Source organism: Mesonia maritima (assembly GCF_042433895.1).
Lineage (GTDB): Bacteria > Bacteroidota > Bacteroidia > Flavobacteriales > Flavobacteriaceae > Mesonia > Mesonia maritima.
In genome coordinates, this window is record NZ_JBHLUA010000006.1 from 64098 (window position 1) to 80711 (window position 16614).

The 16614-nt window shown below is 34.5% G+C and carries 11 protein-coding genes; 6 read left to right on the forward strand and 5 right to left on the reverse strand.

Annotated features, from left to right (window positions below):
• Positions 1-263: 263 nt before the first annotated feature.
• Together ACFFGL_RS04710 and ACFFGL_RS04715 are read right to left on the reverse strand one after the other, a co-directional pair.
• On the reverse strand, positions 264-935 hold the full coding sequence (locus ACFFGL_RS04710; RefSeq protein ID WP_309727954.1) for a response regulator: 672 nt from the start codon (positions 933-935) through the stop codon (positions 264-266).
• A gap of 5 nt (positions 936-940) precedes the next feature.
• A complete protein-coding gene (locus ACFFGL_RS04715; RefSeq protein WP_309727956.1) occupies positions 941-2836 on the reverse strand; it encodes a tetratricopeptide repeat-containing sensor histidine kinase in 1896 nt (631 codons plus the stop codon).
• A 188-nt stretch (positions 2837-3024) separates the two neighbouring features.
• On the opposite strand from ACFFGL_RS04715, the gene ACFFGL_RS04720 reads away from it, so the two are divergent.
• A complete protein-coding gene (locus tag ACFFGL_RS04720; protein WP_309727959.1) occupies positions 3025-6633 on the forward strand; it encodes a ShlB/FhaC/HecB family hemolysin secretion/activation protein in 3609 nt (1202 codons plus the stop codon).
• Between the two features lie 69 nt (positions 6634-6702).
• Here ACFFGL_RS04720 and ACFFGL_RS04725 read toward each other — a convergent pair whose 3' ends face one another.
• The 3 genes from ACFFGL_RS04725 to ACFFGL_RS04735 are packed head-to-tail and all read right to left on the reverse strand — an operon-like array spanning position 6703 to position 8506.
• Positions 6703-7077: a response regulator gene (locus ACFFGL_RS04725; protein WP_309727961.1), complete on the reverse strand. Its 375-nt coding sequence runs from the start codon at positions 7075-7077 to the stop codon at positions 6703-6705.
• Positions 7067-7927: a phytochrome family protein gene (locus tag ACFFGL_RS04730; RefSeq protein ID WP_309727962.1), complete on the reverse strand. Its 861-nt coding sequence runs from the start codon at positions 7925-7927 to the stop codon at positions 7067-7069. The genes ACFFGL_RS04725 and ACFFGL_RS04730 overlap by 11 nt, the downstream gene beginning before the upstream one ends.
• 3 nt (positions 7928-7930) lie before the next feature.
• Positions 7931-8506, reverse strand: a complete 576-nt coding sequence (locus ACFFGL_RS04735) for a carboxymuconolactone decarboxylase family protein (protein ID WP_309727964.1) — start codon at positions 8504-8506, stop codon at positions 7931-7933.
• Positions 8507-9201: 695 nt separating this feature from the next.
• Between ACFFGL_RS04735 and ACFFGL_RS04740 the strand changes: the two genes are divergently transcribed.
• From ACFFGL_RS04740 to ACFFGL_RS04760, 5 genes are all read left to right on the forward strand, one after another.
• Positions 9202-9807, forward strand: coding sequence for a TetR/AcrR family transcriptional regulator (locus tag ACFFGL_RS04740; protein WP_309727966.1), 606 nt, complete (start codon positions 9202-9204; stop codon positions 9805-9807).
• Between the two features lie 163 nt (positions 9808-9970).
• Positions 9971-11281 carry a TolC family protein gene (locus ACFFGL_RS04745; RefSeq protein WP_309727968.1) on the forward strand — a complete coding sequence of 437 codons (1311 nt, stop codon included), beginning with the start codon at positions 9971-9973 and terminating at the stop codon, positions 11279-11281.
• Between the two features lie 7 nt (positions 11282-11288).
• Positions 11289-12353 (forward strand): efflux RND transporter periplasmic adaptor subunit, encoded by a 1065-nt coding sequence (locus ACFFGL_RS04750; protein ID WP_309727970.1) that lies wholly within the window; start codon positions 11289-11291, stop codon positions 12351-12353.
• Between the two features lie 8 nt (positions 12354-12361).
• A complete protein-coding gene (locus tag ACFFGL_RS04755) occupies positions 12362-15493 on the forward strand; it encodes an efflux RND transporter permease subunit (protein ID WP_309727972.1) in 3132 nt (1043 codons plus the stop codon).
• Between the two features lie 59 nt (positions 15494-15552).
• Complete coding sequence (locus tag ACFFGL_RS04760; protein ID WP_309727974.1) at positions 15553-16614, forward strand: adenylate/guanylate cyclase domain-containing protein; 1062 nt, start codon at positions 15553-15555, stop codon at positions 16612-16614.

Consider the following 16614-nt stretch of genomic DNA (forward strand, 5'->3'; position numbering starts at 1 on the left):
TAAGTTAAAATGTAAAGATTCTCGTTAAATTTTGACAAAAAATTGGAAGAAAAAAGAATGGCTTCACGTTTACCCTACACAATACCCCAAATTCTGTGTTTGTATGTATGATTTACCAGCGAAAAAGAATGAAGAAAGTAAAACATATTCGTGTAAGCCATTCTCATTTACTAAAATGAAGTAATGCATTTTTAATGATTACTTGAATTCAAATATATAGAAGCTAATATTACTATCCTTACGGTTTTCCTCAACTTTGAAAATTAAATTATGCCAATATCTTTAGCTTTTGCAATAAGATTGACAGAATTTTTTGCTCTAAAATAAATTTTAAGTGTATTAATTCTCTTTTCTATTGCACTTATACTGGAAGGAGAAATATTTTCTGCTTTAAAACATTTTGAGATTTCAGCTTGATTTTTTCCATCGGCAAGATAAGTTAGTAAATTAACATCATAATTATCGATTTCGATAGCGTTCTTTTGCTGTAATCTCGTTTTTAATTGTGGAGAAATATACTTTTTATTTTGTTTTAGAGCTTGTATAGCTTCTATTAAATCTTTTTTATCATTTCTTCCTTTTGAAACAAAGGCTTCTACCGATTCGGTTTCAATTATATTTTTTACGAACTCCCGTCTATTTTCAATTGAAAAAACCAGAATTTTAATCGGTATTTTTTCTTCTCTAATTTTCTTAATTAAATCGACACCTTCATTCAAATTTCCTTTTCGGTAATCTTCACTAAAGGAAAGATCGGTTATTAATAAATCAAAAGCATTTTCTTCTTGAACAGCTTTTTTTAAATGAAGGTACGCGTCGTCACAATACTGGACAAAAGAAATATTATCGATTTCTTGCTCCTGAAGCGCTTGTTCTACTCCCGCATTTATAATTGAGATATCTTCAGCAACGAGTACTTTTTTGATTTTGCTCATACGTTTTACAAAGGAAATTGAATGATAATTTCTACGCCTGTCGCGTGCGTAGGCTCAAAAATAAGTTTTCCGTTGTTCATTTCAATACGGTTTTCCACATTCTCAAAACCATTTTTTTGAAGTGGTTGTTTATCAAGTCCTTTCCCATTATCTCTATATTTAATTTCTAAAAAGTTGGTTTGTTTTTGAAAGGAAATGACCACCAAATCTGCATTACTGTGCTTTTTCATATTCACCAACAGCTCTTGCAGAATTCTATAACAATTTAACTTTAGTGCATCAGAAATGCCATCCCACAATTGTGGAGTTAAATTTTGAATGAACAAGTTGATTTTTTCTGATTGAAAACTTTCGAGTAGGCTTTTTAAATTTTCAGTATAATTTTCAGTTATTTCTTCTGAATTAACTTCGCGTGATATAGCTCGCGTTCTCATATAAATATATTCCAATCGGTCAATTATATCTTTTGTAGAAATGGTCTTATTGTATTCCACTGCGTTCATTAGTTGGTAAACATCGTTGGCGACTTCATCGTGAATTCGTTTAGAAATTTCACTCTGCGTATTTAGCACCGCAATTTTTTGTTTTTTGTGATGTTGATTTCGATAAACGAAGAATAAAATTAAACCTACAATAATTATAAAAATAGAGGAAAGAAAAAAGATGATTTTTCTGTTCTCTTCACTTGCTAACATTAGTTCTTGCCGTGCTTTTTCAGCTTGTAAATTAAGGATTGTTTCTCGATTTGTTTTAGATTCATATCTTATTTTGGCAAATTGATCGGTCGCGTTTTTTCGAGCTTCAAAAATGCTATCTTTTATATGAATATATTGCTCTAAATATTCTGTTTTATCGTTCGAGAGATCGGCTAAAATTTCTAAGGCTTGCAAATCATCGTCAGGATTTAAAGATATTTGTAAACCTTTTTCTGCATATTCTTTTGCTAACGGACGATTTTTATTTTTATAAAACCGTGCTAAATTAAGATAACTGCTTACTAAACCACCAACGTCATTAATTTCTTCCCTAATCGAAAGCCCTTTCTTTAAAAGGGATAAGGCTTTGTCTTCTTCTCCGATTTTAAAATAAGTTAACCCAGAATTATCATAAAGTCGGGCTTTACTTTTGGGGTTTTCTAATAGTTTTTCTTCGGAAAATAAATCATCATAAATTTCGATTGCTTTTTTATAATTTCCTAAATTTCGGTAAGCCAACGCCATATTGGTTTTTAAAGCCGGAATATAGTTTGCGTCTGGTTTAATGGCAATTCCTTTCTTGTACCAATAAATAGCATTTTCGTAATTTCGTTGATCGTAAGAAGAATATCCCAGTACGTTATAAGCAGAAATTTTATAAATATCTTTTACATTTTCATTTAAATAAGAAATTCCTTCTACCACCGATTGTTCACAACCTAAATAATCACCTTTTGCGCTCTGGATCATTCCCATTTTAATGAGTGATTTCGCTACCGAAAGGCTGTCTTTAATTTTTAAATAGTGATTTTTAGCGGTATTGAAATGGTAATAACTACTATCGAATACAAATTGTTTTTTAAAGTATAACCCTAATTTGTAATGACTTTCTGCAATGTGTTCAATTTCATTACTCTTAACAGCAAACAACTTTAAGGAATCCAGTAATTTTTTTTGTTGAATTTCAGAAATACTATCATTAAGAACTTCGTGTTTTTTTAGTTGATATTGATACGCTTTTTTAAAGTTTCCTTTTTGGATAGCTTTACCGAGGTAATATTGTAAACTATCTATATTTTCAGTAGAAATTTCTTCTATCGCTTTAGGTTTCGTAAGTGGTATATTTTCATTTTTACCCGTATTCTCTTTACACGATAAATGAAATAAAAACACAAGAGATACAAATACAGTAAAGCTTTTTCGCATGAATATTTTTTTAGCTGGCAATCTAACGATATAGAATACGTAAATTATTTGATTTTATTTTATCTAAATTTCCGTTTTAACATTTCATTTCAGAATTAAGTTTTCAAATGTTATAGTGCGTTAAATAAAGTATTTATCTCATCTATTTTTTAGATTTTTACTTTTCTAACTACTAACTAGAATTTTATATGGTTGTTTGCTACTTAAAATCAAGACACTTATGTGTTGGCTTTTCAAAAGCTATTTTATTTACCTTTTTCTTAATTTTTTCTATCACACTTTCCGCTCAAGAAAAGTCGAAAGAAATATCCAAGACATTTTATTTATCTGGAAATACCAGTGAAAATCCGGAAGAATCTAAAGAATTATTTAAAGCCGTTAATGAATTGTCGCAATACGATAAAAACGCTACTTTATTATTAATGGGAAATATTCTACAACCGGGAGGATTTCCACCTGAAGATGAAGAAAAAAACCGTGAAGAAGTAAAAGGTTTTCTTAAAAAAAATTTACTAGATCCTGTAAAAGATTTTAATGGTGAAATTATTTTTAATCCAGGACCTAATGAATGGAATAAACTGGGACACGAAAATATTGATGATTTAGAGTCTTTTCTACAAGATAACAGCAACGCGGAATTTTGGCCAAATGATGGTTGTTCACTAAAAAATGAGAGTTATGATGAAATAGAACTCTTAATGGTAGACTCTCAATGGTTTCTTGAAGATTGGGACGATCATCCATACATTAATAATAAATGTGAAGAAAAAACACGTGAACAATTTTTTCTTCAGTTTAAAGATGATATTAAAGATGTTCAAGGTAAATTAGTTATTGTGGCGGTACATCACCCGATTATGACTTCTACCAAACTCGGCTTTTTTGAAAATCTTGGTGGTTTTACTTCATCTTCTTACTATGGTTCAAAACGCAAACAATTACGTGGAAGAATGGAAACAATCGCCCGTTCTTTTGAAGATGTGATTTTTGTATCAGCAAGCGATCATAACCTCCAATTAATGGTAGATGATGCGTTACCACAAATTATTAGTGGTGCTTCTACCAAAAAAACCGATAAATTAAGAAAACAAGATGAATCACGTTTTGGAAAATCCACACAAGGTTTTGCTAAACTAATTGTTTATAAAGATCAAACTTCTACAGTTGAATTTTATGAAGTTAATAACGGAAAAGCAAATTTAATAGGAACAGAAGATATTAAACGTGACCGAATTGCTAAAGACGAAGTAAATTATCATACCAAAGATGAATTTGGCGATACCTATAAAGCTTCTATTTATACTGAAGAAGAAACCGATAAAAGTGGCTTGCATAAATGGTTTTGGGGAGATCATTACAGACAAATTTATAGTAGAAAAATTGAAGCGCCCGTATTTTGGGCAGATGAATTACCGGGAAATCCAAAGGCAACGCGTGAAGGAGGCGGAAACCAATCGCGCTCACTCAGAATTGTTGATGACGAAGATCACGCTTATACCTTACGTGAACTTAGAAAAAGTGCATTGCGTTTTATTCAGTCTTCCATAAATACGCATTACGTTCAAGATTATATGGAAAATACGGTTGCAGAAAGTGTTGTTCAGGATTTTTATACTACCGCTCATCCTTACGCGCAATTTGCAGTTCAAGAATTGCTAGATGATGTAGATATTTATCATACCAAAACCGATATCTATTATGTTCCAAAACAAAAAAATCTTCATATTTATAATGAAGATTATGGCGATAAACTTTATATGGTTGAAAAACACATAGGTGATGAAAATAAAGAGTTTGAAATATTTGGTTCTCCAGATGATATTTTAAGTACATCTGATATGAAATTGGAAGTTAGAGAATCGAAAAAGGACGTTAAGATTGATGAAGAAGTTTTTATTCGTGCTAGATTAATGGATATGCTTATTGGTGATTGGGATAGACATTCAGACCAGTGGCGTTGGGCAGAATTTGACCAGGAAGACGGAACTAAATTATACAAAGCTATCCCGAGAGATCGTGATCAAGCCTTTCCAAAATATGACGGAGTTGCAATACATCTTTTAAAATTAGCTTCTCCACTTTTTAGAAATATGGAAAATTACGGACCTGATGTAAAAAGTGTAAAATGGCTTAATAAAGATGGATATGAATTAGATAAAATTTTTATTGAAGAAGCAGATTTGTCTGTATGGAAAAATCAAGCAGAATATATTCAACAACAACTTACCGATGAAAATATTGATGAAGCTTTTGCTACACTTTTAGATGATGTTCAAGATGAAAGTATAGAGCAAATTAAAAAGGATTTAAAAGCCAGACGTGATAATTTAGTTGATATAGCCATGCGTTATTATAAATACTTCAAAAAATTTGAAACCGTAATCGGAACCGAAAATGAAGATGAATTTATAATTGAACGTAAAGATAATGGTGTAACCACTATTCAAATTAAAGATGAAGATGGAGAAATCGTTTTTGACAATTCATATAATAAAGACGAAACCAAAGAAATATGGATTTACGGTTTAGATGATGATGATAAATTCACCATTACTGGCGAAGCAGATAAATATATTAAACTGAAAATCTTAGGAGGAGAAAATAACGATGTATACGATTTTCAAAATTCAAAAAATGCAAAAGTCTACGATTATAAAAGTAAGAAGAACACCTTTAAACAAGAAGGTACCAAAAAATGGTTAACCGATTCTTACGAAATTAATAGATACGATCCTGCAAAGAAAAAATATAATTATAATTTACTCTTACCAAGTATCGCTTTCGATCCCGATGCTGGTTTTCAAATAGGTGTAAAAGATATTTATACCACCTATGGTTTAGCTAGAAATCCGTTTACTACGCAACAAAGTTTAGAAGCAAAATATTACTCTGCTACCAATGGTTTTTCTTTTGCTTATAATGGAGAATTCGCTCATATTTTTTATAATTGGAATTTTGGGATAGAAGCTATGTTTACCTCTCCTACCTATGCAATTAACTACTTCGGAAGTGGAAACCAAACCACTTATAATGAAGATGCTGTAGATAAAGACTACAATCGTGTAGGTTTAAAACAAGCACGAATTGCTCCATCTCTAATCTGGCGTCACGAACAAGGTTATAATTTTTACGTAAAACCAATGGTAGAAACTTTTGAAGCTGAATTTACCGAAGGCGAAACAACCGATCAGTTTTTTTCTGAAGATGACGATTTATTCACTGATCAATATTATGCCGGTGGGGAAGTTGGCTTTAATTATTCTAATAAATCTAACAAACTTGCTTATATAAGAAGAGGAATGGAATTCGGTTTAATTACAGGATATAAAACAAATATCGATGATAATAACAATGAATTCGCTTACGTGCAACCCACGATTTCTGTAGATTATCCGCTTCACGAAAGTGGAATTGTAGTTTTGGCTACCAAACTTTCAGGAAAAACACTTATTGGCGATAATTATGAATTTTATCACGCTGCAACTTTAGGGGGAAATAATAGCTTAAGAGGATTTAGAAATGAACGTTTTAACGGTAAAACTTCTTTTTATCAAAGCACAGATTTACGAGTTGGAATTACACAATTTAAAACCAATTACGTGCCTTTAAGACTTGGAGTAACCGCTGGGTTTGATTATGGTCGCGTTTGGGTTGAAAATGATAATTCAGAAAAATGGCATAATAATTACGGAGGTTCTGTTTGGGTGAACGGCTTTCAAGCGTTAACCGGAAATTTAGGACTTTATCACAGTGATGAAGGGTATCGTTTAATGTTTAGCGTTGGTTTTAAATTCTAAATCTCAACAATTTTCAATAAAAAATCCCTGAGTTTTCTCAGGGATTTTTTTGTTTAGTAACGTAAAATTCTATTCAAATATACTTCTCATAACCTCTTCAGAAAGGGGTTTTGTTTTATAATCGATTACTAAATCGTATTCTTTGGCGCGTTCTCTGTCAATAGGACTATCGCTTGAAGTAACAATAATAACTTTAGAGTAAAATTCATTTTTCTTCATTTCCTCTAAAAATTGCCAACCATCTAATTGAGGCATATTTAAATCTAGTAAAATATGACTGGGCTCAAATTTTGAAAAATCTTTTAAAGCATTTATAGGATTAATAAAATCCATTATTTTTACTTTAATCTTACTTTTCTCGATTAATTTTTTATTGATAAAATTTGTTATTTTTTGATCGTCTACTAAAAAAATAACAGGATCTTCAGGTAAATTATTGGTCATTTTTTTCAGAAAGTAAATTAATATCTTCGCTGCTTTTCTTTATTAGATTTTTAAAAATATCGTCTAATTCTAAAGCGGTTTCATTAAGATAAGGTAAAATACTCATTTTAAATTCATCTTGGGTAGAATTTTCAGCTAAATTTAACAAACCTAATATTCTGCTTAAAGGTTCCTGCAGATTATGAGAAATGGATTGCAGAATATCAATTAAGCGCTCATTTCGTTCCACAACGTGTTTTGTTCTTACTTTTATAATTGCTTTTTGTGTGTTTACAATAGATTCAATTTCTCGATTTTTATGATCGATTTCGGTTAACGCAATTTCTAAATTTTTGTTCTTCTCCTCTAGCCTATTTTGAAGTCGAATTTGTTTTATTTTATTGAAAAAAGCATCTATTAAAATGCGTAAAATTTCAACATCGTCCATCCCGAATTTTCGGTTTTCATCAGAAATTATACTTACACAAATATTTACGGAATTATAGTCAAAACATGACGCATACATTTCAGGATTAGTTAAAGCATTAGTTTCTAACTGAATGTATTTTTGCGCTTCTGCGTTAGAGAGTTGCTTTACAACCGGAACTTTTCTTTCTAATAAATCTTTTTCAAATTCAAATACTTCAATTTCTTTCGATAAATACCTGAATTCTGGAACGGAAAATAAAAAACAAAGCGGAGAAACTTCAGAAATATAATTAATTCGCACGTAGTGGTAATTGAAAAAATATTTGAGGTTTTTATAAGTAACCTCAAGCGCTTCTTCTAAAGTCGTTGCTTTACTTAATTTGCTCGAGTATTTTGAAAAAGCTTCATAAGTAATGCGATATTTAGATTGATTGAAATTCAAGAATTAGGCTTGCGCTTCCATTAATTCATTATCAATCTTTATTCCCGATAAATCTGCGATGGTGTTTAACATATTTACCAAATCTGCTTGTGCCATTAATTCTTGAACTTCATCAGCATTAAAACCAGCATTTTTGAGTTCTTCAAAATCTTGATCATTTATTTCTGAATGATTTAAAGCAGCTTTGGTAACGATTTGAATCGCTTTTTTATAGCTATCTGGAATTAAAGGCGAATCTAAATTTTCAGTAATTTTAAAATTGATATTTTCATCAATCATATCGGTCATACTATTCGCGAAAATACCGTGTGCTTGCTCGCAGTAATTGCAATTTCGTTCTTTAGAAACATTAAATATAATTAATTGTTTGAGAACGTTAGGAACATCTCCTAATAATAGTGTTGCTTTCAATTTTTCCCAATTTCCTTTTAATAAAACAGGATTACTTCCTTGACACTTAAACCAGTTTAACACAAACGGAATTTGCATACTTTTCATAGTATCATCATAAATTGCTTTTACCTCGGGTTTAGCCTCTTCATAAGAAACTACTTTAAAACGGGTTGGTGTATTTTCCATATAAAATATAGTGATTTAAAAAGTTTACAAAATTAACTTACGAATACTTCAAAATATCCAAATTAATATTATTTTAACAGGATTCATCTATCATAATTGCTGATAATAGAATAATCTAGGATTATTAAGTAAAATTATTTAATAACATACGTAAATTTTAAACTAATAGATTTTTAAAAAAAAATATATTATTAATCTTAATATGCGAAATTATAAGAGGAAATACTATTGACTTATTAAAATCGTTAGACTAAAGTTATCTTTCGGTAAAAAACTCAAATCTTTAGGTAAAAAGTTGTAAAAGAAACGTTGCTACAAAAAGTTTTTATTTACATGATAAATATGTTACAAAGCTCGAACCAATTAATAGAAGATGTAAAGCTTTTAGCCCATGTATTGGCCGCTTAAAAAAGTAAATCTCTTATTTACCAATACTCAAACAAGTAATTTTGGGTAATGCCCCCTTATTGTCCCTTTGAGAAACAGAGCCTTTTCAGTATATATCTCTCGCTATAACCCCTTTTTTATTCTCAAATTATCGTTACACATAAAAAAGTAGTTATTGTCTATAACAACATGTTCTTGGGCTTCCCTACAATTATAGCGACAAGTTGTATTGATAAAGAAATAAATTTCACCTTTCCATTGGCAGTAAAAAAAATATTTCTACATTTGCATACCAAACGTTCGGTTTCATGAAAGACTCTAAAGGACAGATATTAAAAACCTCCCTGCTTCTTTTTTTACAAAAAGGTTTTAAAGAAGTAACGATGAAAGAAATTGTAAAGAGTTCCGGCTTTTCAAAAGGAGCTTTTTATCATTATTTCAGCAGTAAAGAAGAGGTTTTTAAAGAAGTGATAGACGTTTATTTTAAACAAATGCTTCATTTGGATTATGAAACGCTCCCCTCCGATTCGTTAAAGTCTTTTTATCAGGCTAATTTAGATATTCACCAAAAACGGGACAAAATGATCCGTAGCTGGTACCAGGAAACTTTTGAGGGGGATTTCCCTAATAATATATATTACATATTGTTTGATGCCCTCAGACTATTGCCGGAAGTTAGAGAACAACAACAAAACAGGATTAAAGAAGAAGTAAAAGCCTGGGAAAAAGTAATTGAAAAAGCAAAAGCTAACGGAGAAATTAAAACGATAATTTCTTCGGAAAATTTAGCTAAACAGTTTGTATATAGTAGTGACGGGATTGCTATGCATATGGTAATGTTAAGTAGTTCTGATGAACTTTTTAAGGAAGTGAAAACGGTTTGGGAAAGTCTCTATGAGAGTATAAAAACTTAAAAAAATTTAATACAATACATACCGAATGGTCGGTTTTAACAATTTAGTACTAATTAATCACATCTCTATTTTTTTTTTTAAACTTAAACATACCGAACAGTCGGATTAAACTATGAAAAGAATTAAAATACATAAAAAACTTCACCTGCTCTTCGGGGTACTGATGCATACTTTTCTGATAGCCAATGCTCAGGAATCAAAAGAGTTATCCTTAAAAGACGCGCTGAATTATGCGCTCAGCCACAAAGCAGAAGCCAAAAAAGCGCAGTTAGCTATTTCTAAAAGTGAATATCAAATTCAGGAAAAAAGATCAGAAATAATGCCCACCATAGCTTTAGATGGTAACCTGATTAATAATCCGATTCTTCAGGAAACCGCTTTGCCCGGTGAAATTCTGGGAGAACCCGGCAGCGTAGTAATGGCTCCTTTAGGACAAAAATGGAATGCCGATGGTGGAATTAATTTAACTCAGAAATTATTTGATCAATCGGTTTTTATCGGATTGAAAGCGGCAAAATCCAGCCGGGAGTTTTACCAGATCAATCAGCAACTTACCGAAGAAAATGTAATCGAAAAAGTAGCTTCACAATATTACCACACCCTCATTTTACAAGCCAATCTGACTACGGTAGATACTACCTATCAAAATACCGTAAAGATTCAGCAAATCATTATAAGTCAATTTGAAAACGGACTGGCTAAAGGAATAGATGTCAAGCGTATTCAGGTAAAAGTGGCTAACCTTCAGGCGCAGCAACAAGAACTTCGGAACTCCATTCAAATCAGTAAAAACACCCTCAAGTTTTTAACCGGTTTACCTATGGAGATGATGATTACTTTAACGGAAGAGTCCTCTCCCCGCTTACCTCAAAATGAAAAAGAAGCTTTTGACTTCAGTTCACTCAACGCTTATCAATTGCTAACGACAGAGAAAGAGTTACGCAACTATGCGTTACAGGAAAGCAAGGCAGCCATATATCCTACCCTTAGTCTTAGCGCTCAGTATCATTATCAGGGGTTAGGCGATACCTTCCCCATTGGAAAGGATGAAACCCAGCAGGTGTACTGGACGGATTATTCCAGTATCACCCTTAACCTGCACATCCCTATTTTTTCAGGATTGAAAACACGCGCTAAAATAAGACAGGCACAATTAGATGTAGAAACCCTTCAACTGGACATAGAAGATAAAAAACAATCACTTCAGGCCGATTTTGAAAACGCGAAAAATCAAATCAGAACTAGTGAAATTACGATTAAAAATCAGCAGCAAAATGTCGTGTTGGCAAAAGAAGTTGTAGAAGATATTCAGAACAACTACACGAACGGGCTCGCTCCGTTGACCGATGTACTGGATGCCGAAACTTCCCTGATCGAAGCACAAAATAATTATAACAAGGCGGTACTCGATTATCGACTGGCACAACTAGACTATTTAAAATCAAAAGGTGAATTACAAACCCTCCTAAAATAAGCAGAAAATGAAAAAAATAATATACAGCATAATCATTGGTGCCATAGTCCTTGGTGGGGCGATATACCTCCTTCTTTCCAACAAAGAGCAAAACCAGCAGGAAACCGCTTTGATTACTCAAAAGAACGACGCTATTAGCGTTAAGGTAGATACGGTAAAACGCATTACCCCGCAACTCAGCTACAGGAGTAACGGAACTTTTAAACCGGAACAGGAACTCATCGTCACCCCTGAAACTACAGGCACTATTTTAGAAATTATGGTCAAAGAGGGCGACCAGGTACACAAAGGACAAACCCTGGCCTATCTCAAAAAAGATCAGGCCAAGGTATCCTATCAAAATGCCAATGCCAACTACCAAAATGCCTTAGAAAATTACGAACGTTACCAACGGGCGTACAAGACAGGCGGAGTAACCCAGGAGCAATTAGAACAAATGCAATTGCAGTTGGATAACGCTAAATCCAGCTTGGAAAATGCCAATCTGGATATTGAGGATACCCGCATTAAGGCTTCGATAAACGGTGTGATCAATAAAAAATTCGTAGAAACGGGAGCTGTTGTAAATACAGGTACGTCCCTTTTTGAAATTGTAGATATCACTACTTTAAAACTTCAGGTAAGCGTCCCGGAACTACAGGTTTCTAATATTCAGTCAGGGCAGCAAGCGCAGATTCAATTAAACGTTTATCCTGATACCACATTTACCGGCAACGTTTCTTTTGTAGCCGCAAAAGCAGATGGTTCCCTTAATTTTCCGATAGAAATTACCTTACAAAACAGCCAAAATCATTCTTTAAAAGCCGGAATGTACGCCACGGCCATTTTTAATTTCTCTTCTGAAGAAATACAACCGATCAGCGTTATTTCCCGCAATGCCTTTACTGAAGGTTTGGGCGAAAGTGATGTTTTTGTGGTAAAAAACAACCAAGTCCACCTGCAAAAAGTACGAACAGGTAGAAACCTTAATAATCAGGTAGAAATTCTTGATGGCTTACAAGTTGGAGACGTGGTTGTGACTAGCGGACAGATCAATTTAGAAAATCAATCTGCTATACAAATTATTCAATAAAAAAAGATATGAAACTAGCAGCAATACCTATCAAACGTCCTACAATTGTAGTGGTTCTTTTTACCATTCTTATTTTAGGCGGATTTTATAGCTACAGTAGGTTGGGCTATGAATTGTTACCAAAATTCAGCCTCAATTTAATTACTATTTCCACTCCATATCCCGGAGCTTCTTCCAGCGAAGTGGAAAATTCAGTAACGAAGAAAATAGAAGATGCTATTTCTTCGGTAGAAAATGTCAAAAAAATAGAATCGAAATCTTTCGAAGGGCTTTCCACCGTAAGTTTAACCCTGACTTCGGATGCCGATGAGAATGAATCTTTGAATGATGCGCAGCGTAAAATCAATGCGATTGAAAAAGACTTACCGGAAGATGTAGATCCGCCTTCACTTAGTAAATTTTCGCTTAGCGATTTGCCCATTATCACCATTGGTGCTACTGCCAATATGGAAGAAACCGAATTCTACGATTTACTGGATAAAAAGATAAAACCGGTACTTTCCAGTACCAAAGGCGTAGGCCAGGTCACTGTGATTGGAGGTTCTGAAAGGGAAATACAGGTGAATATTGATCCTGAAAAAGTAAAAGGTTTCAATCTGACCTTGCCCCAGGTGGTCAGTACCATTTTGGCTTCTAATATTGATTATCCTACCGGAAATTTAAAGACTCGGCACAACCGGGTGCTCATCCGTTTATCGGGTAAGTATGAAAATGTGGAGGAGCTACGCAATTTGGTGGTGAGTTCCACCGATGGAATTCAGGTACGGGTACGCGACATCGCTGAAGTAAGGGATACCCAAAAAGAGGTCAATAAAATTGCCCGTGTTAATGGCAAAGATGCCATTATAATGCAGGTGATGAAACAGTCTGATGCCAATGCTGTAGAAGTGAGTGAAGCCATTCACCGCAGTTTACACCAAATGGAGGCGCAGTATGCCGGCAATCAGGTGAAATTACCCGTTGTAGATGACAGCAGTGAATTTACCTTGCAAGCCTCTGATGCGGTAATGCACGATTTGATTTTAGCGGTGGTATTGGTCGCCGTGGTAATGCTGTTTTTCCTACATACCATACGTAACGCTTTTATTGTAATGGTTTCTATTCCCGCCTCGCTTATCGCCACGTTTATCGGGATGTACCTCTTGGGATATACGCTAAACCTGATGAGTTTATTAGGCCTTTCGCTGGTGGTGGGTATTCTGGTAGATGATGCCATTGTAGTATTAGAAAACATTTACCGCCATATGGAAATGGGGAAAAACCGGGTGCAGGCCGCTTATGACGGGATGATAGAAATCGGGTTTACCGTTTCAGCAATTACCCTGGTAATTGTGGTGGTATTTCTCCCCATCGCGATGAGTACCGGATTGGTTTCCGATTTAATTGCGCAATTTTGTGTTACTGTTATCCTGGCGACCTTATTCTCCTTACTTTCTTCCTTCACCATTGTTCCCTGGCTTTCTTCCCGCTTCGGCAAACTAGGAAAAATCACCGGAAAAAATTTCTTTGAAAGAATCATTTTAGGTTTTGAAAAAGGACTGGATAGATTCACCCATTTGGTAAGTGGTTTATTAAAATGGTCGCTGGTTCACAAAGGAAAAACCACCCTGATTGTGATGGTATTATTTATAGGTTCGTGTTCGCTTTTGGTAACAGGCTTTATTGGTGGTGAATTTCTTCCTCCGGTAGATCGCGGACAGTTTGTGGTACAATTGGAACTTAACAAAGATGCTTCTTTGGAAACCACGAATCTGGCTACTCAAAAAGCGGAAAAAATACTGAGTCAACATCCTGAAGTAAACCGCTTAGTCACTACTGTGGGGCAAAGTAGTGACGGGACTGTCGGCACTCAGGAAACTCCTTTTAAATCTGAAATTACGGTAGCCTTAGTCGATAAAGCTGAGCGGAAAGATAAAACCACCGTATTTGCCGCCCAAGTGAAACGGGAATTACAAAAAGCCCTGGTTGGGGTGAAAATTAAAACCGCTACGGTAAGTATTGTAGGAGGTGCTGACGACGCCCCGATATCCTTGACCATTACTGCTCCCAATTATGCAGATGCTTTAGAATTTTCTAAAAAAGCGCTGGATTCTTTGGCAAAAGTTCCGGGAGCTACCCAAATAAAAAGCAGCGCAGAAAAAGGGAATCCTGAAGTACAGGTTTCCATAAACCGGGATAAAATGGCGGCTTTAGGTATTGCCTTGCAGGATGTGGGAATGGCTATGCAAACCGCTTTTAACGGCAACACCGACGGGAAATTTCGGGCGGGAGCTTATGAGTATGACATCAACATTAAATACAATGCAGGGCATCGGTTGTCTATTCAGGATGTACGAGATATTTCTTTTGTGAATGCTGAAGGCAAACGGGTACAACTCTCCCAATTTTCGACTATTACTGAAGGTACCGGACCTAGTTTTCTAGAACGTCGGGACAAAAGTGCCGCTGTAACTATTTCTGCACAAGCGGCAGGAAGACCTTCCGGCGATATTGCAGCCGAATGGGAAGAAGCTTTTGTCAAGATTCCGCGAGACAATGGCGTAAGTTATATCTGGGGTGGCGATATGGAAAACCAGTCGGATAGCTTCGGAACTTTACTCGTCGCTTTATTAGCCGCTATTATTCTGGTCTATCTTATTCTGGTGGTTTTATATGACAGTTACCTCTACCCATTGGTAGTGCTATTTTCCATTCCGCTTTCCTTTATTGGCGCACTTTGGGCCTTGGCACTTACTAATAATGCGCTGAACATATTTACCATTTTGGGAATTATTATGCTTATTGGATTAGTGGCAAAAAATGCCATTCTTCTAGTCGATTTCGCCAATCATCAGAAGGCAGAAGGGCAAGATACTTTTACGGCCCTGGTGAATGCCAATCACGCCCGCTTACGCCCTATTTTAATGACGACCATCGCAATGGTGATTGGGATGATTCCTATTGCGCTGGCCAGTGGTGCCGGTGCTGAATTGAACAACGGATTGGCCTGGGTAATTATTGGCGGACTTATCAGTTCACTGCTGCTCACCCTGATTGTGGTACCGGTAGTTTATGCCGCTTTCGATAAGCTGGCTCTAAAATTTAAAGGGAAAAACCATAATGCAGAGGCCATCAATAATTTGGTCACCTCAAAAAATTAAGGGAATGCCCACTCGTCTTAAAGAAAAAAACAAAACGAATAGGATAATCTGGTACAACGATGTATATCAACAATTATAAAGTAACCGAAATTGCTATCATTGTATGTAGTTGGGTGTTGGCGCTTCTTCTTTTTGTTTATTTAAAATTTGGAGATGTTAATGATGCTTTTTTAACCGAATGGTACGATAAACAAGTATTTTTTAATAAGAATATCTATAGTGTTGCCTTGGCATACGGCCTTTTGTTGGGATCGCTTTTAAGCATTATACATTTATATGTTTATCCTAGAATTATCCAGACCCCTTCTTTTACCAAAAACATCATTGCGAGAAGCGTATCTTTTTTAGTCTGTTTTAAAACCGCTGAAATTCTTATCAGCTTATTGTATAACGGACTTGATGATTTTCATTTAAGCTATTCCAACCCAAATAGCATTTTAAAAAGCTTATTTCTATACGCTGTAATTATCAATTTTCTAACTGATTTTTTTCTATTAATGCGAAAAAATTTAGGCCCAGGTTACTTTTTCAACCTTATAAGGGGGAAATACTATAGACCCCGGGAAGAAAACAGGATTTTTATGTTTTTAGATTTAGCTTCTTCCACTACCATAGCGGAAAGAATAGGCCATATTGCTTATAGTTCTTTGTTACAGGACTGCTTTAGAGAGCTTACGCCCTTACTACTTAAAAACAAAGCCAGCATATATCAGTATGTGGGAGATGAAGCTGTGATCACCTGGAAAATCAATAAGCATACGAATAGGGAGCTATGTTTAGATTTATTTTTTTCTTTTCAGCAAAGATTACAGGAAAAGAAAGAGGATTTCTGGCAAAAATACCATACTACTCCTTTTTTTAGAGCATCCATCAATGAAGGCAGGATCGTAATGTCGACCGTGGGGGAACTAAAAACGGAAATCGTATATCACGGCGATGTTCTAAATACCGCTGCCAGAATACAATCCCTTTGCAAAACGTACGATACTGCTCTTTTGATTTCTGAAAATTTCTATGAAAAAATCAACGACAAAAAAATATTCCAATTCAAGTGCTTCAGCAATATAGCCCTTACCGGAAAAGATGAAAAAATCAATATTTATAGTGTAAATCGTAACTAA

Bases quoted from the DNA above. Each gene is read 5' to 3' on its own strand.
- ACFFGL_RS04710 (WP_309727954.1), bottom strand. From the start codon at position 935: ATGAGCAAAATCAAAAAAGTACTCGTTGCTGAAGATATCTCAATTATA.
- ACFFGL_RS04715 (WP_309727956.1), bottom strand. From the start codon at position 2,836: ATGCGAAAAAGCTTTACTGTATTTGTATCTCTTGTGTTTTTATTTCAT.
- ACFFGL_RS04720 (WP_309727959.1), top strand. From the start codon at position 3,025: ATGGTTGTTTGCTACTTAAAATCAAGACACTTATGTGTTGGCTTTTCA.
- ACFFGL_RS04725 (WP_309727961.1), bottom strand. From the start codon at position 7,077: ATGACCAATAATTTACCTGAAGATCCTGTTATTTTTTTAGTAGACGAT.
- ACFFGL_RS04735 (WP_309727964.1), bottom strand. From the start codon at position 8,506: ATGGAAAATACACCAACCCGTTTTAAAGTAGTTTCTTATGAAGAGGCT.
- ACFFGL_RS04740 (WP_309727966.1), top strand. From the start codon at position 9,202: ATGAAAGACTCTAAAGGACAGATATTAAAAACCTCCCTGCTTCTTTTT.
- ACFFGL_RS04745 (WP_309727968.1), top strand. From the start codon at position 9,971: ATGCATACTTTTCTGATAGCCAATGCTCAGGAATCAAAAGAGTTATCC.
- ACFFGL_RS04750 (WP_309727970.1), top strand. From the start codon at position 11,289: ATGAAAAAAATAATATACAGCATAATCATTGGTGCCATAGTCCTTGGT.
- ACFFGL_RS04755 (WP_309727972.1), top strand. From the start codon at position 12,362: ATGAAACTAGCAGCAATACCTATCAAACGTCCTACAATTGTAGTGGTT.
- ACFFGL_RS04760 (WP_309727974.1), top strand. From the start codon at position 15,553: ATGTATATCAACAATTATAAAGTAACCGAAATTGCTATCATTGTATGT.